Consider the following 17,665-nt stretch of genomic DNA (forward strand, 5'->3'; position numbering starts at 1 on the left):
TTGCGTATTTTATTTTAAAACGAAATGCTCATATGCTTTGTAAAGAAGTTATTGGAAACATAGAATCTTATCCCATAGGAAACAAAACGGTAGACACACTACATCTGGAATGGTTTGAAATGACCAAACGTATCATGCGGAAAAGAACTGAACATGGTCGCGAGGTGGCAGTGAAATTCCTGAAGGAAGGACAGCGCCTTCACCAAGGGGATATTCTTTTGGAGGATGAGACAACTGTGGTAGTTGTTGATGTATTGCCTTGTGATAGCATTCAGGTAACACCAAGAAATATTGTGGAAATGGGAACGGTTTGCTACGAAATAGGAAACAAACACTTGCCTATTTTTATTCAAGAGGAGAAAGTTTTGGTGCCTTACGAAAAACCTTTGGAACGCCAGTTGGAAGCAACAGGTTATATCGTAGAGAAAAGAAATTGCAAACTGTTGAACATGTTAAAAGCCAACGTTGGCCATTCGCATGCAAGTGATACACCTTCTTTATTCTCAAGAATTTTAGACCTCACCACAAAACAATAATGAATATGACACACAACACACAGAGGGTTTTATTGGAATTGCTGCATATTTCAGATCCGACGTTGCCGATTGGCGGGTATTCGCATTCCAACGGATTAGAAACCTATATTCAGCAAAAAGTGGTGAAAGATGTGGACACTACCCGCGAATTCGTGCAAAATATGCTCATTTATAATTACAAATACAATGATGGGCTTTTTGTTCGTGATGCTTTTAAATACGGAACAGAACAAAATCTCGAAGCGCTTTTAAAATTGGATAATGAGTCGCACGCCTTAAAAACACCTATGGAACTCCGTGATGGCAGTTTAAAATTAGGCATGCGATTGCTTAAGATTTATGTGCGGCTACACGATTATGAATTGATGCATTCCTTTTTCAAAAAAGTAAAAAACAAAGAAACTCCTGGACACTATGCAATAGTTTTCGGAATGATTACCGCCCTTTTAGGTGCTGAGATTAAATTGGTACTCAGTGCATTTTATTACAACGCCGCAGTTAATATGGTGACGAATAGTGTAAAAATGGTACCCTTGGGACAAATGGACGGACAGGAAATCTTGTACAACATGCACGATTTAATTGCCACCCTTGTGAACGACACCTTAACCTTAGACGAAGAGATGCGCGGCTTATGCAACCCTGCATTCGATATCAGATGTATGCAACACGAAACTTTGTACTCACGACTCTATATGTCCTAAAATAGACGTTAGGTGTTAGGGATTAGGTATGAGGGATTAGGTATGAGGATTGAGGTCAAGATTTAAGAAGTACAACTATTTACAAAATGGATTTTTAAAGTAAATAAAAACAAAACATAAAATGTCAGAGAGAACATATATAAAAATAGGCGTTGCCGGACCTGTAGGCTCAGGGAAAACCGCTTTAATTGAAAAATTATCCCATAAAATAGCTAAAGACTATAGTATTGGCGTCATCACCAATGATATTTATACCAAGGAAGATGCGGAATACTTAACGAAAAACTCCTTATTACCTGCCGATTGTATTATTGGTGTGGAAACAGGTGGTTGTCCGCATACAGCTATTCGGGAAGATGCAAGTATGAATTTAGAGGCTGTAGATGAGATAGTTAACCGTCATCCAGAAATAGAAATTGTTTTTATCGAAAGCGGCGGAGACAACCTATCAGCAACCTTCAGTCCAGATTTAGCAGATGTCACCATTTTTGTGATTTCAGTAGCTGAAGGCGAGAAAATTCCACGAAAAGGAGGCCCAGGAATTACACGCTCCGATTTATTGGTCATCAACAAAACTGATTTAGCACCATATGTCAATGCTGATCTTGAGGTAATGCGTTCCGATTCCAGCAGAATGCGCCAAGGGGCACCTTTCGTCTTTACTGATTTGATGCGAGGAGACGGATTAGAAGATGTCATCAATTGGATTAAAAAATACGCCTTAATTGAAGAAGAAGCTCCAGAACCAGCATTACAATATTAAGGTATGGGGCAATACAGTATTGAAACCGGCTTGTACCAAGAGCGCACCATTTTAAAGGACACCTATTTTACGCCGCCGTTTAACGTGGTTGAAATACGTGAGGATAAAACCAACCCTTTAATGGAAGTGATGATTATGAGCTCTTCACCAGGCTTTTTTAATCTGGATGATTATAAAATTGAAATAAACGTTAAGACCGATACCTTGCTAAATCTACAAACACAATCCTACCAACGGGTGTATGACACACCTGATGGCGCGCGGCAGGAAATGAAGGTAATTATTGAGGAAGATGCTTACTTCAGTCATGTGCCACATCCTTCAGTACCACATAAAGGCGCTATTTTCGAAAGTAAAAACAACATCAATCTCGCTAAAAACAGTGTGCTTATTTGGGGCGAAATATTGGCTTGTGGCCGAAAACTTAATGGCGAATCCTTCGCTTTTACGAAATATAGCAGTCTGACGGAAATTTATCGCGAAGGCAAATTATTTTATAAAGACAATTTATACCTGAAGCCATCTGCCGTAGATTTTAAGACCCTTGGACAATATGAAACGTTCACCTACCAAGCCAATTTTGTAAGTATTGATCCCTTCCACTCAGCAAAAGATCGGATGGCCTTTATATCCACGGTTTTGGCCGAAGAAGAAGATATTCTATTTGGAGTATCACAACTTTCAGAAGATGCTTGTGCTTTAAGAGTTTTGGGAAATTCCGGAGAACAGCTTTTTTCAGCCTTAAAAAAAATTCAAAAACAATTAGATAAACACGCAAACGCTCTACGTAAGAAGGAAATAGAGCTCAAGTTAGTATAAGAATGGAATCAGAATTAAATGTATTATTAATGGCCGCTATATCCATTAGCGTGCTTCACACCTTAACAGGACCAGATCATTACATCCCTTTTATAGCTATAGGAAAAGCGAAGAACTGGAGCCTCAGACGCACTATTTTTTGGACCGTCGTTTGTGGTACTGGCCATGTCATGAGTTCCGTTTTCTTGGCTTTAGGAGGTGTGGCACTAGGATTTTCTTTAAACAAACTGACGTGGTTTGAAGAAGTGAGAGGTGGTTGGGCTGCCTGGGCATTATTCCTTTTTGGCATTGTCTTTCTATTAATTGGATTGTTTCAAGTCTACAGAAATAAAAAACACAAACATTTTGACGTGTATGATAGTGGCGATGTATATGTCTATGAGCATAAACACGGTCAGGGACCTGTCATGCCCACAGAACGACGCAAAGTTACGCCATGGGTCATGTTCATCATCTTTTTGTTAGGGCCATGTGAACCTATGATTCCCCTACTTACTTATCCTGCCATTATGGATTCTACTTACGGCATATATCTAATTACTGGGGTCTTTTTATTCTTCACCTTATTAATGATGGTAATGATGGTGGTTTTGGGACATTATGGATTTAAGCTAATAAAAACAGATTTCTTCGAGAAATATATGACTGCCATTGCAGGTGCAACGATCGCCATCTGTGGTGCAGGAATGATTTTCTTAGGTTGGTAAGAACCAACTTCATTGAAACAACAAAACCCCAGCATCTGCTGGGGTTTTGTATTATAAACTTATCTGATCAAGTTTTGACTAAAAGAAGCCCATAGGTTTCTTGTCGTAAGAGATCAACATGTTTTTTACAACACGGTAATGATCTAAAGCCATTTTATGGTTTTCACGACCAAATCCTGATTCTTTCACACCACCAAAAGGAGCGTGAGCAGGATACGTATGGTATTGGTTTACCCAAACTCTACCCGCTTGGATAGCACGTGGAACTTGGAACAATTCGTGAGCGTCACGAGACCAAACACCTGCACCTAATCCGTAAGGCGTATCGTTTGCGATGGCGATAGCTTCTTCAGTAGAACGGAATGTTGTTAAAGCTACTACTGGGCCAAAAATTTCTTCTTGGAATACACGCATGTTGTTATCCCCTTTTAATACGGTTGGTTGGATGTAATATCCTTCTGAAAGTTCCCCTTCGTAGTTACCAGCGTCACCACCAGCTAATACCTCAGCACCTTCTTCTTTACCAATATTAATATAACTTAATATCTTGTCATATTGTGCTTTAGAAACCTGTGATCCAATCATTGTTTCAGGATCTAATGGATTTCCTGTTTTGATTTTTCTCAAACGTTCTTGCATTCTTACGATGAAATCGTCAGCAATGTCTTCGTGTACTAAAATACGCGTTGGTGCCGTACAAATCTCACCTTGGTTAAGAGCGAACATTAACGCGCCTTCAATAGCTTTGCTATAGAATTCATCGTCTTGATCGGCTACCGATGGGAAGAAAATGTTAGGAGACTTTCCACCTAATTCCATAGTTACAGGAATAATGTTTTCTGCTGCATTATGTAATACTTTACGACCTGTTTCAGTAGAACCAGTGAAAGAAAGTTTAGCAATACGCTTAGAGGTAGCTAATGCTGCTCCTGCTTCTGCACCAAAACCAGTTACGATGTTTAATACACCTGCTGGTAAAATGTCACCAATTAGCTCCATTAATGCCATAACACTTGTTGGTGTCTGTTCTGCTGGTTTTACAACCGCTGTACAACCTGCTGCTAAAGCTGGAGCTATTTTCCAAGCTAACATTAACATTGGGAAGTTCCAAGGAATGATTTCACCTACAACACCTACAGGCTCGTTTAATACGATACTTACAGTGTCCTTATCGTGCTCTGAAATGGTTCCTTCGTCTGCACGGATAACACCTGCGAAATAACGGAAGTGATCAATACAGTAAGGGATATCTGCTGCACGAGATTCACGGATTGGTTTACCGTTGTCTATTGTTTCTAATGTTGCTAAATATTCGAAGTTATCTTCCATTACTTGAGCAATTTTCAATAACGCATTACTACGTTCTGTAGCTGAAGATGTACTCCAAGATGGAAACGCTTCGTGAGCTGCGTCTAGTGCAAGATCAATATCTTCTTGAGTTGAACGTGCTGCTTGCGTGAATACTTTACCGTCTACTGGAGATACGTTATCGAAGTACTGCCCTTTTACAGGTGCCACGAACTTACCGCCAATAAAGTTCCCGTATCTTTCTTTGAATACAGGTTTTGTTACATTTGCCATAATTATATAGTTTTAATTTTAATTCTTGATTTATGCTTGCTAAAAACAAGCGCTGTGTAATTACACTGCAAATGTAGGTCGGCTTCTCTCCTTTCTATTTATTGATACGGTTCAATAACTTATGAAAAAAGTTCAATGTGAGTAATTTTGATAATCAACTAAGCAGAAAGACGTTTTACTGGTTGATTATCAGTAATTTAAATTCAAATATATTAATTCGAAATATCTGTTGGACTAATTCCAAACTTATTTTTAAAGGCTACACTAAAGTTAGAAAGGTTGTTATAACCTATATCTAAATAAATATCTGAGGCTTTCAAGTCACCTCCTTCTAATAACTCTTTGGCTTTCTGTAAGCGCTTATCTTTTAACCATTTTCCTGGAGCTGTATGATATTCTGTTGTAAAATGCCGTTTGAAAGTAGATAAACTCATATTACACAAAAAGGCAATTTCTTCTAATTTTAAATTAGAATGCACATTACTTTCTACAATTTTTTTAAATGGCGATACTTCTTTTGAGATTAAAGAATGTAAGTAATATTCAAATTTAGAGCCATATTTATTTAAGAGATACAGCATAATTTCTTCAAACTTCAAAACCAATAAAGCATCACTAAAACTTTGGTTTGTAAAGGTTGTAGAAGACAAGGAGCTTATAAAAGAAGCAATATATGCATCATTTTCAATTACAAAATACGGTATTTCTTCCTGATACGGTTTAGAGTTATTTGTGTACTTTTTCAAAAAGTCCCTTAATTTTTTTTCAGAAAAGAAAAAGAGCTTACAATAGTAAATCGCTTCCATATCCAATAATTCTGTCCATAGCCAATTTCCTTTTTTAAGCAATAAGGATTGTTCTTTATTCACCGCAATAGAAGTATCTGCAAAATGCACCTGCTTTTTTCCTACTTGTAGAAAGCTAAACATATTCATACTAAGATTGACTTTACTTTTCACCACATCATTGGTCATTTTAAAGTCGTAAACAAATATATCTTTCGGCTCTTTTGACTCCTCTAAGTAAATTTCAGGTATGTTTTCTATGGGCATCTAAAGTGGTATTTGGCTTGCAAGTTACGAATTTGACACTAGTTTTTCTTCTAAAATACAAGCAAAGAATGCACTATAATTAGTATGCATTCTGTAATCGCAATAAACAGAATGACGAAATCAGTCTACAAATAGTATAAGTATTAACTACTCTATGTTCCTTTTACTAGGCTTTATAATCATTCTAAAGTATTGGTCTTTATAAACATAATAACCCAACCAATTATATAAGGTTCTTGTTTTATTCTTGAAGTTTACTAGCCCCATGATATGCACAAAAATCCAGATTAACCAAGCTATAAATCCTTTCAAGAAATATTTATGTTTCGGAAAATCCATTACAGCCTTATTCCTTCCAATGATAGCCAAAGAACCTTTATCCTTATAACTAAAAGGCTTCCACGCAGCTTCATTTTTCAATAAGTTTTCTGCCAAATTTTTAGCTTGCTGAATTGCAGGCTGAGCAAGTTGCGGGTGACCATGCGGGTAGTTTTTATCGCCTTCCATAATAGCACAATCTCCTAATGCGTAGATGTTTTTAGTAGCATGTACTAGGTTAAAAGAATTTGTTTTCATTCTTCTACCGCGACCAAAACTATTTTCAGGAAAACCTTTAAATACTTTTGCTACAACACCGGCAGACCAAATAAGGTTTTTGGAAGAAAGCTTTTCGCCATTAGACAAGGTTACCATATCCCCGTCAAAATCTTCAACAATGGTATTCATGATAAGGTTAACACCAAGTTTAGATAACTGTTTGCTAGTGTATTCTTGAGCCTTATCAGACATGGCAGATAGCACCGATTTTTGACCGTCGATTAGATAGATTTTTCCCAGCCCTTTTTCCTCTAACTCCGGATAGTCTTTTTGGATTACAGAGGTACTTATTTCTGATAAAATACCAGATAACTCCACACCTGTTGGTCCTGCTCCTGCTATAACAAAACTTAGGTACTTTCTTCGTTCTTCTGCATCTGAAATTCTTGTAGCAAGATCTAATCGGGTTAAAATAGTATTTCGTAAGGATAAAGCATCACTTATGGTTTTCATTGGTAAACATTTTTCTTCAATATTTTTATTACCAAAGAAATTGGTTTCCGTACCCGTTGCCATAACTAGAATATCATAGCTCAACTCCCCATTGCTTAATAGAATCCTATTTTCTTCTGGAACAACCTCTTGAAGCGAACCAAGTCTAAAACGTACATTTTTTAAATCGCGTAGAACTTTACGATACGGATAACTAATTGCCGAAGGCTCCATAAAACCACTAGAAACCTGATAGATTAAAGGTGGAAAAAAATTATAGTTATTACTATCTACTAATACGATATCGTATTTATCGGAATTCCCTAATTGTTTAATCAACTCTAAACCAGCAAATCCGCCACCAACAACAATAATTTTTTTTCTTGAAACCATAAGATACTGCACTATTTTATGACTACAAAAGTAAGTAGTTAAAACAAAAAACACCTAAGCAGGTTTAAGAAAATTTTAACTTTTTATCCATCTGCTTAAAAAACAACTTGTAAGCAAGACAAAACCACTTTACTTAATCAAGGATCATTTACACATTACTTATTATGGTATTATTTTACATACCATTCATAATTAGGGTAGCTTTCAAAATTTTTTATTACCAAAACACCACTTCTCATTGCTATATATAAATCCTTATTTTTAATAAAGGCGCTTGTAGGATACAAAGCACCCCAATAAAATGGAGACTGCAATATCTGTTTTATTATAAGATCTTTATCTATTTTCAAAACATACTGGCTTGTAATTATATAAAGAAACGTACCGTGAACGAAACTTATAGTTGGTGACTCTATTAGTTTACTAATATTTTTATATTGCCATTTTCCTTGATCATAAACAACTTCAATAATATTTCCAGTATTTAATCCTTTATATGGGTAGCCTCTAGTTGCATATATTTTATTATGAAATTCAAATATTTTTAAAATATTTTTATTTGTGTAGCCATAAATATGCTCAGGATCTTCAATTATTTCTTCTACCTCATAACTATAATCATTGTGTAGTGATACAAAATACAGTCCTCCACTTAGATAACTACCTTTTTCACCTATCAAATAGCCATTATATATGCTCTTTATATAATTTTTCCCCTTTACTATTCCTTTAATACTATCCATAGGAAATGCTAATACATCTCCTAATATTCGTTCATAGGTATTTTGAACAATATGCACACTATCATCTCGAATAACAAAAGACCAATGGGCATCTGACTTGTTTGTTTGAGACAATCTTTCCCCAATAGGGATAGAATCCTTTTTCCACTTACTTAGATCAATTTCCTGACCCTGAACTAAATAAAAAGGTGTTAGAAATATAAAAAGAAATAAATTTCTCATAGTAAGAGTAAATGACTTTTAATAGTGTAGTCTCTTGGTTTTAATATTTTTATTTGTAGCAAAAACCAAATAATAAATATATAAAAAGGATACGTATCCAGAATTACACAAGCAATTAATTTTATTTTAACCTTATCCAGTTTTATTTATACATTATACTTGTTATTTTTAAAAAATCTGTTATAAAATAACTCTAAGACATAACTAGTTCACAAATAGATTATTAGACTATCAAAAACACTTTCAAAAGTATAAATTTTAAGCCATAACAATCCAGTCTAAAAACACTCTAAACACTTTCCAACAGTAACCTAAAACAAAAATATCTAATATTATTTGTAACAAAAAATACTAATGCTAAACCTAACAACACGTAAGACCATTTCTAACAATTTACAATATATTTGTGTCTATTGTTAACTAATTAAAAATTAAACTATGAAAAAAAATTACTTTTCACTTTTTGCCGCATGCTTAACTAGTGTGTCTTTTCTCTGCGCTCAAAACAACACCATTTCCTTTGAAACAGAGGAAAGCTATGTGCTAGGAGACATAAACCAACAACAAGGATGGACTACAACTAGTCTTGGAGGTGGACAGTTTACAGATCTGCAAATTGTTACTGATGAAAGAGCAAAAAACAGGCCTAAACTCTTTACGAATTATTAATAATCCAAATATTGCTTCGCAACCATTTCCCGTTATGGGGGCATTCCGTGTTTTAGACAATCCTTTAGATAAAACAAACTTCTCTCTTGCTTATAGCATTAGCATAGACAGTTACCCTGGTGGAAACTCTTCAATCTTTGCTTTGGAATGTGGTAGTATTGTAGATAATGCACTAGTATTAGAAATCTACTTTAGCTACGATGGTAGTATCAAAATTTTAGAAAATAATGGTACAGACTTTACAGTGACTAATGTTGGAACTTGGAATAGAAATACCTGGTATGATGTTAGAGTAACAGGCGAAGGAAATGATATACGTTACTATTTAAACGGAACGCTTGTGCATACTGGTCAATTATTATACAATATTGATGAAATTCGATTTGCTCATGACAACTACTCTGGTGCTGCATTTATTGATGATGTAAATATAAATTACGACGCCCTAAGCGTACAAGATAATGTGCAAAACACTTGGACAATTCACCCAAACCCAGTGAAAGACATCTTAAACTTAAAAGGCTTAACTAATCTAGAAAGTTATGCTGTTTATGATATATCTGGAAGAAAATTAGAAGAAGCATTTCACAACACGAAACAAATAGATCTAAGCCACTTAAACACTGGTGTATATTTATTACAGTTAAAAACAGATAAAGGACAAGTTACTAAGAAGTTTATTAAAAACTAATTACTTCTTTTTTTAAACCAATAATGAAGCGGGATTTCCTAATAGATTTCCCGCTTTTTCTTTCTTACTTATTATGCATTTTGTAGCACAACATATTGACTTTATATTTATAATTTTTATGAAGCCAATAACCTACTCTAACACGCTTCAACCGAGCAATTAATGCTACAGGTATTTGTTATTGTTATTATAAAACTTAGCAACAAACTTCTCTAAACCTATGCTTACTCGATGAAAAATATAGTTTTCTTCTGTTCCTGTAAATAAACTATTCGTTCGATTACTCTAAAGGTTGAAATCCTCCATAAACCATTCTACTGCCGTCAAATATTAACTTTTTAGTATCCAATAAGGGAGCGACTAACTTTGCCATTCTTGAGTCTTCAGGTACCTTTATATTTGCTGAGTCACGAATTTCTTTTGAAGGAAAAAGCACCCAACCAAATATAATAACCTCATCCTCTTTTACTTCTACCACTTCTACAAACGATTTGGTGCCTTCTAAACATAAATCGTCACCAATAAATTCGCAGTAATCTATTGCTCCATATTCTTTCCATATTTCAGCTATTTTTCGGGAAGCATTTTTATATTCATCCAAATACTTTCTAGGGACCGGAAGAACGAAGCCGTCTATATAATTTTCCATATTTGCAAGGTGCTAGGTTTAAATGTAAAGTAACTTAGAAATTATTACTTCTTGTGACACTTCCATGTATAGCTAATTTTCTTTTAATTCATGTTAAATATAACCTACTAAAACAAGCCATTTTCATTAGGACTTTGCACATCTATCACCTGCCCTAAGTCCCAAAGTTCAACTATTTTAGAATCTTCGAATCTAAAGATATGTACTACTGCAATTTCCATATCCTGTTTTTTCACTAGGGCGTGTGTAATAACGGTATCTTTGTCTACGTACGATTTTTTCACTTCCAAAAATTCATTCGGACTAGTTTCGTGCGCTTCAATCATTGCGGTTTGCAAAGCATCTCTAGTGCCTTTGAAGTATGGATTGTGATGAATAAAATTTGCCGCTACATAATTGCTGAAACCTTCATGTACTTTTCCGCTGCTCACTAATTGTAGGAAATCTTGTGCTATCTCTTGGATGCTCATAGTGCTTAAGTTCTTAAAATTTTCTCCATTTTTCTACCCTTTGCTAATGCATCTACCAACTTATCTAGATATCGTACGTTTCGGGTTAATGGGTTTTCAATTTCTTCTATGCGATAGCCACATATTACGCCTTTAACTAAAGGTGCATTAGGGTTTAAAGTTGCTTTTTCGAAAAAAGTTTCGAAGCTGACCTTCTCCTCTATCATGGTTTTTAAATCAGATTCGGTAAATCCGGTTAACCACTCTATTACTTGTAATAAATCTTCATTAGTTCTTCCTTTACTCTCCACCTTAGTTATATAATGCGGATATACCGAGGCAAATGTCATTTTTGCAATGCGATGGTTGTGCTCTGGGGTTGTTTGTATATCTGTTTTATTTTAACCATTTTTTGTGAATACTGAAATGGGCAAACCATATTATTAAAACACCAAAAACCACCACCATAATTGGCATAGTAGCTGCTTGTCCTGGTCCATAAACTTCCATAGATTTTGTAAAAAACACATTGTGTATCATTTGCGGAATGATAGCACATAAGGATAAGATAAAGGCTAATTTTGCCCATTTTTTTCTTAGCACCAAGCCAATAGATCCTATAAAACCGCCAAATACAGCAATGGCAAAAATAATAGTAGTCCATAGCGGATAATCTCCATAAAGTTCTCTTTCTGCGTGTGGTAATTTGGCTAAAGCTTCCTCAGTAATAAAGGTATGTGCAAAAAAGGAAAGGACGCCCATGAAATTCCATAAAAGGAAAACAACTGCTATCATCCAAAACCAAACGGGCACTTTTTGTTTATAATGTTCCATGTCTATTATTCTTTTTGATTGTTTTCTTTTTGATTAGGGTCAAAGCTAATCATCCAGTTAATTCCAAATTGATCCGTAAACATTCCGAAATAAGAGTCCCAAAATGTTTTATTCATTGGCATCGCTACTTGTCCGTTTTTGGATAATTCGTCAAATAACCTATCTGCTTCAGCTTTGGTATCGGTATTAATAGAAACGGCAAAGTTATTCCCTTCGGTTATCTTACTAGCCCATTCGCCTCCTGCATCACTCCCCATTAAGGTCGTATTGCCTATTGGTAAGGATATATGCATAATATTATTAAGCTCTGATTCATCTACTTTACAGTTAGGGTCCTCTTGCGGCATATCTTTAAACGTACCTACATAGGAGAATTCTGCACCGAATGCTGCTTTATAAAAATTAAAGGCTTCTTCGCAATTGCCTTTAAATGTTATGTATGTATTTACTGTTGTCATAATATAAGATTTATTGCTTATTGTTTTCTAGTATGTTTTTTAGGTTTTGTAAGCCAGTTTGAAAATCATCACCAACCATTTTTTCAAAATCCATAAATAGTAAGAATAAATTACTAGGATACTCCGACCTTCCTGTAAACCCCCACTTTACTTTAGTTTGGTTTTGGGCTACATTTTCGGTAATCATATAGGCCGCTTCTGTGGATTGGAAAGGTTTTAAAAATCGTAACTCGAAATCGATTCTTTCGCCTTCGGTGATTTTTTTAATTTCTTGTTCCCCAGCACCAACATTTTCATCCTCACTTTCCCATGCCGAAATAAAACCTACTTGCCCATCTGTACCTGTATATGTCTTTTTCATGTTTGGATCCATACTAGCCCATTTACTAAAATGATCTTGGTTTTTAAGCTGCTTTATATATGCAAAGACTTCAGATTTAGTCACATTAATTACAATTTCTTCTTCTACAGCATAATCTTGTTTTATGAATAAAGCTGCCACTAATGGTATTGCGATAATAATTCCGATAACGATTAAAATCTTCTTTAGTGTTTTCATATGTTCTTTGGGTTTAATTTTTATTATTTAGACAGCTTATTAAGGTGCTGATTTTCATCACATAATGCTTTTACGCAAACAAAACAAAAGTATTCATTGGTTTAAAGTTAGATTTTTTAGGAACTCCATTTAATATTTTTTTCTGTTTTTTTCGTTCCTTAAACCACAGGCTTATACGGAAATTATTATTACTTAACCCCTAATTATCTGGTTCTATATGGATTAACACATGCCCTAAATTTGGTATTTCATTTCGCAAATAATCTTTTAGCTTATGTGCAATATCATGTCCTTCCTTTACAGAAATTTGCCCAGCAACTATGGCATGTAAATCTACGTGAAATTTCATTCCAGATTTTCTAACAAAACATTTCTCAGTACCTAAAACCCCTGTAACTTGAACAGATTTTTTTCTTATCTCTAGTATTAAATCATCATAAAGTTGTTCATCCATCACCTCCCCTAAGGCTGGTCGGATAATTAAATAACTATTGTATAATATAAAAGCCGAAGCAAATAAAGCGGCCCAGTCATCTGCAGTCTCATACCCTTCGCCAAAAAATATAGCGATGCTAATACCTATAAACGCCATTATCGAGGTGATAGCATCGCTTCTATGATGCCAGGCATCTGCTTTTAAAGAACTGCTATTGGTTTGTTTGCTTTTTTTAATTACAATTTGGAAGGATATTTCTTTCCAAATTATAATGAGCGCCAAAACTAATAGCGTCCATGATTTAGGGGTTTCATGAGGAGTTTGAATGTTCTGAATACTTTCATAAGCAATTATGGTAGCAGAAATAACCAAAAAAGCAACAATGGCGAAGGTAATTAATGGTTCAATTTTACCATGACCATAGGGGTGATTTTCGTCTGCTGGCCGGTTTGCATACTTAAGTCCTAATAAAACCAAAAAGGAAGCAAAAATATCTGTTGTAGATTCTATAGCATCAGCAATCAAAGCGTAAGAGTTACCAAAAACTCCTGTCAGCCCTTTTATTAATGCTAAAATGGCGTTTCCAAAAATGCTAAAATAAGTGGTTCGTATTGCAGTTTGCTCGTTATTCAATCTTAAGGTTTAATTTTTTTCAAAGCTTAGATAGTCTGTTCCTCCATTTCCACCACTAATGTCTATTAGTTCTATTTTTGTAGGAGAGTGCGAGATAAAATCCCAATCGTCATTTAAATCTTCAAAATCATTGCTTAGGTTGAAATAAATATTAAAGTCTAAATCATCTTGACTATCATCATTACTATTACTATCCGTAATACTCCAAGTGCCATCGTAGCTAATACTGCCATTATTTGCATGTAAAACCCCCGAACTGTTAAAACTAAAGTTATAGCCAGTAAAATGATTGGTTTCGTCTATTCCTGAATCTATAAACTCGGTAATTCTCCATGTCCCCATAGCAACATTATCTTGAATGGTACTTTGCGTGGAAGAACTACAATCATCCATTGGTGTTCCTTTTACAAATGTTAAATAATCTGTACCACCATTACCACCACTAACATCAATAAGGGATATACTATTAGCATTGAAACCTATAATATCCCAGTCGTCGTTTAAATCTTCAAATGCATTACTAAGGTTAAAGTGAATATTAAAATCTAAATCACCCGAGCTATCATCATTACTACCACTATTGCTAACACTCCAAGTACCATTATAGCTGTTACTGGAACTCGTTGCGACCAAAGTTCCGTCCGATTGAAACACAAAAGAATAACATAAAAAGTGCCCCGTTTCATCATTACCAGAATCTATGAAATTAGAAATAATCCAAGTTCCTGATTGTACCGTATTTTGAATTTGAGTTTGTGTTGAAGTATTTGTAGTATCATCATCGGATAAACAAGAAATCATGAAACTAAACAGTCCTAAAAACAAAAAGTAGCGAAAAAAGAAATTAGTTGTTTTCATAATTTATTGGTTTTTAGAGTTTAACGAACATGCGGTGATTTTAGTATGTAGAACATATATAGATTTTATAACTCAACCTAGCTAAACCATTTGTTTATTTTAGGATTGCATAAAATTTTATAATCACATCCCTAATTTAAGGATTTAAATTTAAAGCAATTGTATAAATAGTCCGTTTTTTTTAATTATAAAGCATTTTAAACTCATGCTGTCTTTAAAATTACTAAACCCCTAAGCATAGCAATAACTACTTGCATAACAAACCATAACCTCCCCTAACTACTCTAAAACCTTTACACTTTCAGCATATGCAATCACTTGTTTAATGGTTTTATTAGCTTCTTTTTTCCTCCAATGCATATATAAATCAATTTTTTCATCTAAAGCAATAAACCGCACATTTTGAGTCTTTGCTATTTTAAAAGAAATTGGCAGAATAGAAATCCCCAGCCCTTTAGCTACAAGATTTAAAATCATACCTCCAAAATCAGATTCAATAATTATTTTTGGTTCAAAATCATGTTTTAAAAAAAAACTTCTTAACAAAGAAGCGAAGAAGGTTTTTTCATGTAGCCCAGAAATAATAAACTTTTCATCTTTTAGTTTATTAAGGCTGGTTAAAGATGTTTCATGAAACCAATGATTATAAGGTACCGCTAAGCAAATGGATTCTGAGTGCAATTTAAGAGATTCAATATGTATGTTTTCTATAGCATCTCTACTAAATGCTATATCGGTTTCATAACGGAGCAATAGCTTTTCATGATTTTCATCTGTAGGCTCCGTTAATTCAAATTTGAGCTCAGGAAGATTGGTATTTAATACCTTTAGGAAGCTTGGTAAAAAGTTAAAGGAAATAGATCCTGGGTAACTTATAGAAATCTTCCCTGATAGTCCTTCATTAATTTTTTTAGCCTGTCTATGAATCTGGTCTAGTTCACTTATTAGATGCGTATATTTCTCTTTTAGAAAGGCGCCCGCATCGGTAAGTTTGACATTTCTTTTATCTCTTTCAAACAGTTGAACGTCTAGTTCTTGTTCTAAAGATTGAATTTGCCTACTTAAAGAGGATTGTGAAATGAACGTCTTCTCTGCCGATCTCCAAAAATGCAACTCATTAGCGAGTATTAAAAAATACTTTATCTGTTGAATATTCATAACTAATGCGGTTTTTGCATTATTATACCAAAAATATGTATTTTTTAAAAGCTATCAAAAACTTTTCTTTGCTGTCAAAATATACTTAATTTTTAAAAGCAAGAAAATATGGGTATAGAAAACTATTTGGCCTTCCTAATAACTGCGACTTTATTTGTTATGACCCCTGGAATAGACACTATGTTTGTATTAAACAAGTCTATTGGTCAAGGTAGGAAGTCAGGAGTATATGCAACACTTGGAATCAATGCAGGTGTATTGACTCATGCGCTTATTGGAGCCTTAGGACTGTCTGTTTTAATTGCAAAATCTGCTATTGCTTTTACCTTAATTAAATACATAGGGGCGGTTTATTTAATATACTTAGGTTTTATTAAACTGAAAACTAAAAAGGATCTACTAGCAAATGTTTCAATAGACAATAAAAAACCGAAGGCAAAAAACGACTTTTGGACAGGTTTTTTAACCAATACATTAAATCCGAAAGTTGCATTATTCTTTTTAGCTTTTTTTCCTCAGTTCATTAATCCTGAAGAAATTCAAAACCCGGTTCCTTTTGTGCTATTAGGTCTTACTTTTGCTATAATCGGGATTGTCTGGTATATAAGCCTGACGATATTAGCTAGCATGTTTTATGAAAGAATCATTAATAATCCAAATATTGGTTCTAGGCTAAATAAATGTAGCGGAGTGGTTTTTATATTAATGGGACTTAAAATAGGCTCAACCTAAACCCATGGTTAATCTAATTCTTAAATAAAATCACAGCAAACTAGATGCCCTTGTGCTGCTAACGTTTTTTTTAGATGAGATGGCAACAACTCAATCTATAATAGAGCTTTCCAATATGCTGTTTTACGGGTAAAAAAATGATTATACTATAAACCTTGTATTTACAGTATTTTTAAACTGCCTTTTTACCCCCTTTCCAATATGCTATTTAAATGCATTTTTAACAACTCCTCTTTGGCTGAAATAAAAAAAATCAGAAAAATGTATTCTTGAGTGTTTTATATGCAATTCAAAAAAACCTACTTTCAATACTCCCTATATGGCAAAGAACTCATAAACTCTGTAAGCTTTATACATTTTATTATAATAACTTATACTCTCCCTTTAGCTTAACAGTAACAACAATATCCTCGCCTGTTTCGTTTCTAAAATACCAACCATGCTTCCCTTCAAATGGAGTAGTTAATGTTCCTGCCATATTGTTGGAATATGCAAGCGTATAACTTTCATAAAACACTTCTTTTGGCGGGTTTTCCTGCTTTACTTCTCCATGAAAATCTATATATACAATCCCTTTATCTGTTGCCCACTCATATTTTATACTACCATGTTTTAGACTGTAAAATTTAAATTCAACGCCTTTTTTAGCGGGTACAAAAACTTCCACCAAATCCTCTCTGTTTGGGTACGGAACTTCTGGAGGGGGATTGTTAGCTTCCATTGGCTTTGCTATGCTTTGCGGAGACCCTAGCTTTTCCATGGTAATTTTATCAAAACGCAAACCTGTAGATACACTTATTGTTTCTGCTTTCGTATGGTCTTGGTGTAATTTAGAAAATCCAAACAATTCACCAGTTCCTAAAGGGTCAACTCCGTACTCCGCAGGTAAAACAGCAGTTACTAACACAACTGCTCCTATAAGAAGTGATAGGAGTAATGATTTTAATATTTGGGCTTTTGTTAAATTAAGTTGCTTTACTGTAGTCATAG

General features: G+C 34.5%; 22 protein-coding genes. 8 read left to right on the forward strand and 14 right to left on the reverse strand.

Annotated features, from left to right (window positions below; all coding sequences use genetic code 11):
• Window positions 1-32 precede the first annotated feature (32 nt).
• The 5 genes from ureE to DU428_RS12310 all read left to right on the forward strand — a co-directional run bounded on the left by ureE (window position 33) and on the right by DU428_RS12310 (window position 3,529).
• Complete coding sequence (gene ureE / locus DU428_RS12290) at window positions 33-536, forward strand: urease accessory protein UreE (protein ID WP_113966629.1); 504 nt, start codon at window positions 33-35, stop codon at window positions 534-536.
• 5 nt (window positions 537-541) lie between these two features.
• Window positions 542-1,240: an urease accessory protein UreF gene (locus tag DU428_RS12295; protein WP_113966649.1), complete on the forward strand. Its 699-nt coding sequence runs from the start codon at window positions 542-544 to the stop codon at window positions 1,238-1,240.
• Between the two features lie 121 nt (window positions 1,241-1,361).
• Window positions 1,362-2,003 carry an urease accessory protein UreG gene (ureG, locus tag DU428_RS12300; RefSeq protein ID WP_113966630.1) on the forward strand — a complete coding sequence of 214 codons (642 nt, stop codon included), beginning with the start codon at window positions 1,362-1,364 and terminating at the stop codon, window positions 2,001-2,003.
• 3 nt (window positions 2,004-2,006) lie between these two features.
• A complete protein-coding gene (locus DU428_RS12305) occupies window positions 2,007-2,822 on the forward strand; it encodes an urease accessory protein UreD (RefSeq protein WP_113966631.1) in 816 nt (271 codons plus the stop codon).
• A 2-nt stretch (window positions 2,823-2,824) separates the two neighbouring features.
• On the forward strand, window positions 2,825-3,529 hold the full coding sequence (locus tag DU428_RS12310; protein WP_072352741.1) for a hypothetical protein: 705 nt from the start codon (window positions 2,825-2,827) through the stop codon (window positions 3,527-3,529).
• A gap of 78 nt (window positions 3,530-3,607) precedes the next feature.
• Here DU428_RS12310 and DU428_RS12315 read toward each other — a convergent pair whose 3' ends face one another.
• The 4 genes from DU428_RS12315 to DU428_RS12330 form a co-directional block, all read right to left on the reverse strand.
• Window positions 3,608-5,110, reverse strand: coding sequence for an aldehyde dehydrogenase family protein (locus DU428_RS12315; RefSeq protein ID WP_113966632.1), 1,503 nt, complete (start codon window positions 5,108-5,110; stop codon window positions 3,608-3,610).
• A gap of 212 nt (window positions 5,111-5,322) precedes the next feature.
• A complete protein-coding gene (locus DU428_RS12320) occupies window positions 5,323-6,162 on the reverse strand; it encodes a helix-turn-helix domain-containing protein (RefSeq protein WP_072352739.1) in 840 nt (279 codons plus the stop codon).
• 147 nt (window positions 6,163-6,309) lie between these two features.
• On the reverse strand, window positions 6,310-7,584 hold the full coding sequence (locus DU428_RS12325) for an NAD(P)/FAD-dependent oxidoreductase (protein ID WP_072352738.1): 1,275 nt from the start codon (window positions 7,582-7,584) through the stop codon (window positions 6,310-6,312).
• A gap of 170 nt (window positions 7,585-7,754) precedes the next feature.
• Window positions 7,755-8,549 (reverse strand): hypothetical protein, encoded by a 795-nt coding sequence (locus DU428_RS12330; protein ID WP_072352737.1) that lies wholly within the window; start codon window positions 8,547-8,549, stop codon window positions 7,755-7,757.
• A gap of 438 nt (window positions 8,550-8,987) precedes the next feature.
• On the opposite strand from DU428_RS12330, the gene DU428_RS12335 reads away from it, so the two are divergent.
• Together DU428_RS12335 and DU428_RS12340 are read left to right on the forward strand one after the other, a co-directional pair.
• Window positions 8,988-9,218: a hypothetical protein gene (locus tag DU428_RS12335; RefSeq protein WP_072352736.1), complete on the forward strand. Its 231-nt coding sequence runs from the start codon at window positions 8,988-8,990 to the stop codon at window positions 9,216-9,218.
• Window positions 9,175-9,909, forward strand: coding sequence for a T9SS type A sorting domain-containing protein (locus tag DU428_RS12340; RefSeq protein ID WP_113966633.1), 735 nt, complete (start codon window positions 9,175-9,177; stop codon window positions 9,907-9,909). The genes DU428_RS12335 and DU428_RS12340 overlap by 44 nt, the downstream gene beginning before the upstream one ends.
• A gap of 280 nt (window positions 9,910-10,189) precedes the next feature.
• Here DU428_RS12340 and DU428_RS12345 read toward each other — a convergent pair whose 3' ends face one another.
• From DU428_RS12345 to DU428_RS12390, 9 genes are all read right to left on the reverse strand, one after another.
• The gene (locus tag DU428_RS12345; RefSeq protein WP_113966634.1) at window positions 10,190-10,558 is read right to left on the reverse strand and encodes a DUF1428 domain-containing protein; all 369 of its coding nucleotides are present in this window, start codon (window positions 10,556-10,558) and stop codon (window positions 10,190-10,192) included.
• 107 nt (window positions 10,559-10,665) lie between these two features.
• Window positions 10,666-11,028: a nuclear transport factor 2 family protein gene (locus DU428_RS12350; protein ID WP_072352733.1), complete on the reverse strand. Its 363-nt coding sequence runs from the start codon at window positions 11,026-11,028 to the stop codon at window positions 10,666-10,668.
• 5 nt (window positions 11,029-11,033) lie between these two features.
• Window positions 11,034-11,396, reverse strand: coding sequence for a DUF2200 domain-containing protein (locus DU428_RS12355; RefSeq protein WP_072352732.1), 363 nt, complete (start codon window positions 11,394-11,396; stop codon window positions 11,034-11,036).
• Window positions 11,397-11,403: 7 nt separating this feature from the next.
• The gene (locus tag DU428_RS12360; RefSeq protein WP_113966635.1) at window positions 11,404-11,841 is read right to left on the reverse strand and encodes a hypothetical protein; all 438 of its coding nucleotides are present in this window, start codon (window positions 11,839-11,841) and stop codon (window positions 11,404-11,406) included.
• A 5-nt stretch (window positions 11,842-11,846) separates the two neighbouring features.
• Window positions 11,847-12,299: a VOC family protein gene (locus DU428_RS12365; protein WP_113966636.1), complete on the reverse strand. Its 453-nt coding sequence runs from the start codon at window positions 12,297-12,299 to the stop codon at window positions 11,847-11,849.
• Between the two features lie 10 nt (window positions 12,300-12,309).
• Window positions 12,310-12,858: an SRPBCC family protein gene (locus tag DU428_RS12370; protein ID WP_113966637.1), complete on the reverse strand. Its 549-nt coding sequence runs from the start codon at window positions 12,856-12,858 to the stop codon at window positions 12,310-12,312.
• Window positions 12,859-13,057: 199 nt separating this feature from the next.
• Window positions 13,058-13,927 carry a cation diffusion facilitator family transporter gene (locus DU428_RS12375; protein WP_113966638.1) on the reverse strand — a complete coding sequence of 290 codons (870 nt, stop codon included), beginning with the start codon at window positions 13,925-13,927 and terminating at the stop codon, window positions 13,058-13,060.
• A gap of 9 nt (window positions 13,928-13,936) precedes the next feature.
• Window positions 13,937-14,785, reverse strand: coding sequence for a hypothetical protein (locus DU428_RS13555; protein ID WP_243633534.1), 849 nt, complete (start codon window positions 14,783-14,785; stop codon window positions 13,937-13,939).
• A 279-nt stretch (window positions 14,786-15,064) separates the two neighbouring features.
• Window positions 15,065-15,943 (reverse strand): LysR substrate-binding domain-containing protein, encoded by an 879-nt coding sequence (locus tag DU428_RS12390; protein ID WP_113966639.1) that lies wholly within the window; start codon window positions 15,941-15,943, stop codon window positions 15,065-15,067.
• A 108-nt stretch (window positions 15,944-16,051) separates the two neighbouring features.
• Between DU428_RS12390 and DU428_RS12395 the strand changes: the two genes are divergently transcribed.
• On the forward strand, window positions 16,052-16,675 hold the full coding sequence (locus DU428_RS12395) for a LysE family translocator (RefSeq protein WP_113966640.1): 624 nt from the start codon (window positions 16,052-16,054) through the stop codon (window positions 16,673-16,675).
• A 361-nt stretch (window positions 16,676-17,036) separates the two neighbouring features.
• On the opposite strand, the gene DU428_RS12400 is transcribed toward DU428_RS12395, so the two are convergent.
• Complete coding sequence (locus tag DU428_RS12400) at window positions 17,037-17,663, reverse strand: hypothetical protein (RefSeq protein WP_113966641.1); 627 nt, start codon at window positions 17,661-17,663, stop codon at window positions 17,037-17,039.
• Window positions 17,664-17,665: the final 2 nt, after the last annotated feature.

The organism is Oceanihabitans sediminis (assembly GCF_003337215.1).
Taxonomy (GTDB): Bacteria; Bacteroidota; Bacteroidia; order Flavobacteriales; family Flavobacteriaceae; genus Oceanihabitans; species Oceanihabitans sediminis.